Here is a 6,503-nt window from a genome sequence, read left to right as displayed (position 1 = left end):
ACGACGTGGCACAAGTCGACGTCTCGACAACGTCCGATCTGTCACCGCAGTCCGCGTGGAAGCTCGCGTCGGACCTGGGGCGCTTCGACGACTGGATGACGATATTCGGCGGGTGGCGCGGCGAAGTTCCCACGACCATCGAAAAGGGCACTCGCGTGTCGTCGTTGATCAAGGTCAAGGGATTTCGGAACGTCATTCACTGGCAAGTGACCGAATACGACGAGCCGCGCGAGATCGAGCTGACCGGTCGTGGACGTGGCGGAGTGCAGATCACTGTCACCATGCGGGTGACCGACAATCAACCTGGATCGACGTTCGATCTCACCGCCGCGTTGGGCGGCGGGGTTCTCAGCGGCCCACTCGGCACGCTCGTCGCAAAGGTCATCAAGTCGGACGTCCGCAAATCCGTGTGCAACCTCGCTGCCCTGCAGTGACAAAGCGCAGTTACGGCGCGCCGTCGATCGTCGCCGATCGGTCCGCGCTTCGTGAGGTTGGAGCTACCCCGCTCACGGGCGATCGAAACAACGACCGGGACGCGGTTGATCCGCTGACCACCACACCAGCCGAAATCCTCGGTGGGGCAGCCGCTCGCTCGACGGGCGGCTGAGCCGGACCGCGGGGGCTGGACCCGACGGACTGGCCGAGTATCGCGTCAACTCTCACCGACAGATCCGCCAGCCCGCGGCGCCGGTGTGCCGATATTCGTCGACGTACCGCAGATGCCAGGTCACGTCGCGGAACTGGTCGACGTGTCGCACCCAGTGGTGGGCGACGCAGGCGATTCGGCCACGAGCGGTGCCGGGGTGGGTCCCGGGGTCGTACACCTCGCCGACGATGGCACGTCGGGTGCGGATCGTCAATGCCACGGCGGCAATTGCTTTGCTGACCGCGGCGTGACCCGAGTGCGCCCGAGCCGGCGCCAAAACCGCTGGCGGATCGGGCAATAGCAGCGTCAGTGTCAGTTCGATATCGGCAGGGTTGCGTCCGGGGGCGACGGCCTCGTCGCGCATCAGCGCCAGTAGGTCCCGCAGCCGCTCGCCGCCGCGGCGGCCCCGGCAGCTACTGGGGCGACTACGCCAAACGTCGACTCTTTCAAGGAAAACCGACGCTAGCAGTCGCTCGCGGGGGCGGTTTGCGCCCGCATCGCCTCGGCCAGGGCGCTCGCCCGGCGATCGTCAAACACATCCTCCAGCAGGATCGGCCGACCGCCGGGACCGCTCAGCGGAACTCGCCAGTTCGGGTATTCGTCGGTGGTGCCCGGTTGATTCTGGGTTCGCTTGTCGCCGACCGCGTCGGTGAGTGCCAACCCGAGGAGCCGTGACGGCGTCCGTCCCAGATACTCATGCAGCGCCAGTACGGTTTGCTCCTCGTCAGCGGGCTCGGACAGCAGGCCGACTCGGCGCAGTTCGGCCAGCCAGGCCGCCTGTTCGCGCTCGGCCGCCGCCAACTCCTGCTCGACCGGGCGAGTCAGTAGCCCGAGCGAATCCCGCAGCCGCACATGTTCATTGGCCAGATAGCCAGCCGTCGGCGGCAGATCATGAGTGGTCACCGAGGACAGGCAGTACTCGCGCCAGCGTTCGGCCGGCAGCGGACCACCGGATCCGTCGCGGTCGAGTTCGAACCACAGAATCGACGTGCCCAGCACGCCCCGTGTCCGCAGGTAGTCACGGACCCACGGCTCGACGGTGCCCAGATCCTCGCCCACCACCAGCGCCAGCGCGCGATACGCCTCCAAGGCGACGATGCCGATCATCGCTTCATGGTCGTAGCGCACGTAGGTGCCCTCGGTTGGCGGTTGGCCCTGAGGGATCCACCACAACCGGAATAGCCCGATGATGTGGTCGATCCGTACGCCGCCGGCGTGCCGCAGCACGCTGCGGATCAGGTCGCGGAACGGCTGGTATTCCTGTTCGTCGAGGCGGTCCGGGCGCCACGGCGGCTGCGACCAGTCCTGGCCCAACTGATTGAACTCGTCCGGCGGTGCCCCGGCCGAGACCCCGAGGGCCAGCGACTCCTGCAACGCCCAGGCATCCGCCCCGTCGGGGTGCACACCCACGGCCAGATCGTGCACGATCCCCAACGACATCCCGGCCGACACCGCCTGGGTCTGCGCAGCAGCCAGTTGCTCGTCGAGTTGCCATTGCAGCCAACGATGGAAATCGACTGCGGCCGAATGCTTTTTGACGAAGTTTGCGACTCCTTCGGCACTGGGATGACGCATCGAGTCGGGCCATTGATGCCAGTCGGCGCCGTACTTTTCGGCCAGCGCACACCAGGCGGCGAAGTCGTCGAGCGCGGCGCCTTCCCGAGCGCAGTACGCCGCAAAGGCCAGGTCGCGGCCGGCGGTGCGGGGGACAGCGAATACCAACTCCAGCGCTTCGCGTTTGGTCGCCCACGCGCTGTCACGGTCGATCGAGTCCAGCGACGCAGCGTGTTTCTGGGCGCCGTCACGTAACCGACGCACGCGGCCCCGCCGGGGTAGTTGCCCGTATTCGGGAATGGCCTCAACGCGCAGATACAGCGGGTTGACGAACCGCCGCGAGGTCGGCAGATACGGGGACGGTTCCATCGGCGAGGTCGGCCCAGCCGCGTGCAGCGGGTTGACCAGCAGGTAACCGGCGCCGTGCAGCGACGCCGACCAGACCGCGAGATCCACGAGATCGGTCAGGTCCCCGACACCCCAGGACTGGCGGGAACGCACGCTGTACAACTGTGCGGCCAGTCCCCAGCTACGACGCGCGCCCAGCCGATCGGGCACACCCAACCAGGGCGGTGTCACGATCACCGCGGCGTCGGCCTTGTTTCCGCCGGAACGCAGATGCACCCGGTGATATCCCAGCGGTAGATCGTCGGGCAATACGAAACTGGCTTCGCCGATCTGGTGCCCGCCCTGGTCAAACGGCGGGGTGAAGTTGTCGACCTGCTCGATCCCGCTGCGGACGGTGCCGTCTTCGAGTTGGAGCCACACCTCGGCCGGTTGGCCGTGCGTGACGTGCACCCAGAACGTCGTCGGCGTACCGGCCTGCCCGAAGATGGTCGGCGGTAGCGCGCGCGACCAGTGCGCCTTCTCGTGCGCGACGAGCGCCGCCGCGCGTGCCGCCTCGTCCGCGGCGTCGACGCCCAGCGCAGCCAGCACCGCGATCAAGGTGCTTACCGGGACGTCGACCCGGCGACCGCGCCAGTCTTCGTAGGCGGTGGAGATCCCAAATCGACCCGCAAGTTCGATCAGCGACGACGCCATCTGTTTCATACGGACATCTTCCTTGTCGAGATGTCTGGGATGCGCCCCGCGTGTTCACTTCAACGTCACCGTTACGGGGGGCTGAGTTTGCTCGTGGCCGTACCATTCGCAGAGAAGGTTCTGCTGAACCTCCCCACTAACGCTTGGCAGGTGACAACACTGTGGCGCAAACCACGAACGGCGCGGACGCGGACATCGCTGGAGCTCGAACGCCCGCGTGGCGAGGTCGCGCGGGGTGCCCTACCGTTGTCCCTGTGAACAGTGGGACTGCACAATCTTCGGCCTTCGCGTCCGAGCGGAGGGTGCTCAGAAATGGCCGGTGATCACCAGCGCGGTTCGGGCTATGGTCTCGGACTGTCCACCCGGACCCAGGTAACCGGTTACCAGTTCCTGGCCCGTCGTACCGCCATGGCGCTGACCCGCTGGCGGGTGCGGATGGAAATCGAGCCCGGCCGACGCCAGACGCTGGCCGTGGTGGCGTCGATCTCGGCCGCCTTGGTGATCTGCCTGGGTGCCTTGCTGTACTCCTTCATCAGCCCGTCCGGCCAGCTGAACGACACACCGATCATCGCCGACCGCGATTCCGGCGCACTCTATGTAAAAGTCGGCGACAAGCTGTACCCCGCGCTGAACCTGGCCTCGGCACGCCTGATCGCCGGCCGCGCCGACAACCCGCACAAGGTGCGGGGGAGCCAGATCGCCGAACAGCCGCACGGGGCGCTGGTCGGGATTCCCGGAGCGCCGTCGGAATTCTCTCCGACCAGCCCAGCGACGTCGTCGTGGCTGGTGTGCGATTCCGTGACGCCCACCGCAGGCGTCGGTGCGCCGCCGGTGACGGTGACCGTCATCGACGGCCGGCCCGAACTGTCGGATCGGCGCCACGTGCTCGGCGGGTCCGACGCTGTGGTGCTCAAGTACGACAAGGAGACCTACGTGGTCCGGCAGGGGCGCCGGTCACGTATCGACGCGACAAACCGCGCGGTACTGCTGCCGCTTGGGCTGACCCCGGAGAACGTCAGTCAGGCCCATCCGATGAGCCGTGCGCTGTACGACGCGTTGCCCGTCGGCCCCGAGTTGTCGGTACCCAAGGTTCCGGCTGCCGGCCAACCGGCAGCATTCGCCGGTGCGCCCGGGCCGATCGGTACCGTGATTGTGACGCCGCAAATCAGCGGGCCGCAACAGTATTCGGTGGTGCTGGCCGACGGCGTGGAGACGGTGAATCCGGTCGTTGCCCAGATTCTCCAAAACGCCGGTACCCCGGCGGGCAGCTCGCCGATTGTCGTGGCACCCGCATCGCTGGCCAGGCTGCCGGTCGTCAGCGGGCTGGACTTGTCGGCCTACCCGGACGCCCCGCTGAGCCCGGTCGACCTGAAGGAAAACCCCGCGACATGCTGGTGGTGGGAGAAGACCGCCGGTGAGGAGCGCGCCCGCATCCAGGTGATCTCCGGGCCGACAATTCCGGTGCCCAACGGCTCGACCGACAAGGTCGTGTCGCTGGTCAAGGCCGACTCCTCGGGTCGGGAAGCCGATCGCGTGTACTTCGGCCCCGAATACGGCAACTGGGTCGTCGTCACGGGCAACGACCCAGCAGCGACCACCGCCGAATCACTGTGGTGGCTCTCCAGCTCCGGGGTTCGTTTCGGCGTGGAAAACTCTAACGATGCCCGCAGAGCACTGGGCCTGACGTTGGCGCCCAGTCCGGCGCCGTGGGTTGCTCTGCGGTTGCTGGCGCCGGGCCCCGCCCTCTCCCGCGCGGACGCCCTGGTACGTCATGACACCCTTCCGTCCGACATGAACCCCGCAGAGTTGGTGGTACCCAAGTGAAGCAAGGTTTCGCACGCCCGACGCCCGAGCGTGCACCGGCCGTCCGGCCGGAGAACATCGTCCTCCCGACACCGCTGAGTGTCCCGCCGCCCGAAGGAAAACCATGGTGGCTGATCGTGGTCGGCGTGCTGGTGGTCGGCTTGCTGGTCGGCATGGTCGGCATGACCGTCGCCAACGGCTCGCGGATGTTCCTGGGCGCCGGGTCGATCTTCCCGATCTTCATGATCGGCGGCGTCGCCATGATGATGTTCGGTCGCGCCGGCGGCCAGCAGCAGATGAGCCGGCCGAAGCTGGACGCGATGCGCGCCCAGTTCATGCTGATGCTCGACATGCTGCGAGAGACCGCCAACGAGTCGGCCGACAGCATGGACGCCAACTACCGGTGGTTCCACCCGCAGCCGACGACGCTGGCCGCCGCGGTGGGTTCGTCCCGGATGTGGGAGCGCAAACCGGACGGCAAGGACCTCAACTTCGGTGTCGCGCGGATCGGCGTGGGCATGACCCGTCCCGAGGTGACCTGGGGCGAGCCGCAGAACATGCCGACCGACATCGAACTCGAGCCGGTCACCGGTAAGGCACTGCAGGAATTCGGTCGCTACCAGAGCGTCGTCTACAACCTGCCGAAGATGATCTCACTGCTGGTCGAGCCGTGGTACGCGCTGGTCGGCAATCGTGAGCAGACTCTGGGGGCCATGCGCGCGCTCATCTGCCAGCTGGCCTTCTCACATGGACCCGACCATCTGCAGATGATCGTGGTCACATCGGACTTGAGCAAGTGGGACTGGGTGAAGTGGCTGCCGCACTTCGGCGACCCGCGTCGCCGCGATGCCGCGGGCAACGCGCGGATGGTGTACTCCTCGGTTCGGGAATTCGCCACCGATCAGGCCGAATTGTTCGCTGGGCGTGGATCTTTCACGCCGCGGCACGCCAGCTCGTCGGCCCAGACGCCGACGCCGCACCACCTGATCATCGCCGATGTCGACGACCCGCAGTGGGAGTACGTCATCAGTGTCGACGGCGTCGACGGCGTGACGTTCTTCGACCTGACCGGTTCTGACCTGTGGACCGGCAACCCGGAACGGGTGCTCAAGTTCACCAACGACATCGGCGTGATCGAAGCGCTGCCGCGCGACCGTGACACCTGGATGGTGATCGACGACAACCGCTGGTTCTTCGCCCTCGCGGACCATGTCACCGAATCTGAAGCCGAGCAGTTCGCGCAAGGGGTGGCCCGCTGGCGGCTGGCCGAGGCCTACGAGGAGATCGGACAACGCGTCGCTCAGATCGGCGCCCGCGACATCCTGTCCTACTTCGGAATTGACGATCCTTCGCGGATCGATTTCGAGTCACTGTGGAGCAGTCGGCGCGATGCGCTCTCAAGCCGCTCCCGGTTGCGCATCCCGTTCGGAAATCGTTCCGACAACGGCGAACTGCTGTT

The 6,503-nt window shown here is 66.8% G+C and carries 4 protein-coding genes and 1 pseudogene; 3 read left to right on the top strand and 2 right to left on the bottom strand.

The window, feature by feature from the left end; translation table 11 throughout:
* Positions 1–5: 5 nt before the first annotated feature.
* A complete protein-coding gene (locus AC2VOU_RS06145) occupies positions 6–434 on the top strand; it encodes a type II toxin-antitoxin system Rv0910 family toxin (protein ID WP_486956572.1) in 429 nt (142 codons plus the stop codon).
* Between the two features lie 225 nt (positions 435–659).
* On the opposite strand, the gene AC2VOU_RS06140 is transcribed toward AC2VOU_RS06145, so the two are convergent.
* Positions 660–1,010, bottom strand: a complete 351-nt coding sequence (locus AC2VOU_RS06140; RefSeq protein WP_486956571.1) for a hypothetical protein — start codon at positions 1,008–1,010, stop codon at positions 660–662.
* A 98-nt stretch (positions 1,011–1,108) separates the two neighbouring features.
* On the bottom strand, positions 1,109–3,250 hold the full coding sequence (malQ, locus tag AC2VOU_RS06135; RefSeq protein WP_486956570.1) for a 4-alpha-glucanotransferase: 2,142 nt from the start codon (positions 3,248–3,250) through the stop codon (positions 1,109–1,111).
* A 303-nt stretch (positions 3,251–3,553) separates the two neighbouring features.
* On the opposite strand from malQ, the gene eccB reads away from it, so the two are divergent.
* The gene (gene eccB, locus AC2VOU_RS06130; protein WP_486956569.1) at positions 3,554–5,065 is read left to right on the top strand and encodes a type VII secretion protein EccB; all 1,512 of its coding nucleotides are present in this window, start codon (positions 3,554–3,556) and stop codon (positions 5,063–5,065) included.
* Positions 5,062–6,503, top strand: a pseudogene (locus AC2VOU_RS06125) (type VII secretion protein EccC); the annotation flags it as partial. The gene eccB and the pseudogene AC2VOU_RS06125, both read left to right, overlap by 4 nt.

It is taken from the genome of Mycobacterium sp. TH-M25, assembly GCF_057473665.1.
Note: the sequence above shows the minus strand (reverse complement) of the source record. Positions and strands in the feature narration are given on the sequence as shown.

Bases quoted from the DNA above. Each gene is read 5' to 3' on its own strand.
- AC2VOU_RS06140 (WP_486956571.1), bottom strand. From the start codon at position 1,010: ATGCGCGACGAGGCCGTCGCCCCCGGACGCAACCCTGCCGATATCGAA.
- malQ (WP_486956570.1), bottom strand. From the start codon at position 3,250: ATGAAACAGATGGCGTCGTCGCTGATCGAACTTGCGGGTCGATTTGGG.
- eccB (WP_486956569.1), top strand. From the start codon at position 3,554: ATGGCCGGTGATCACCAGCGCGGTTCGGGCTATGGTCTCGGACTGTCC.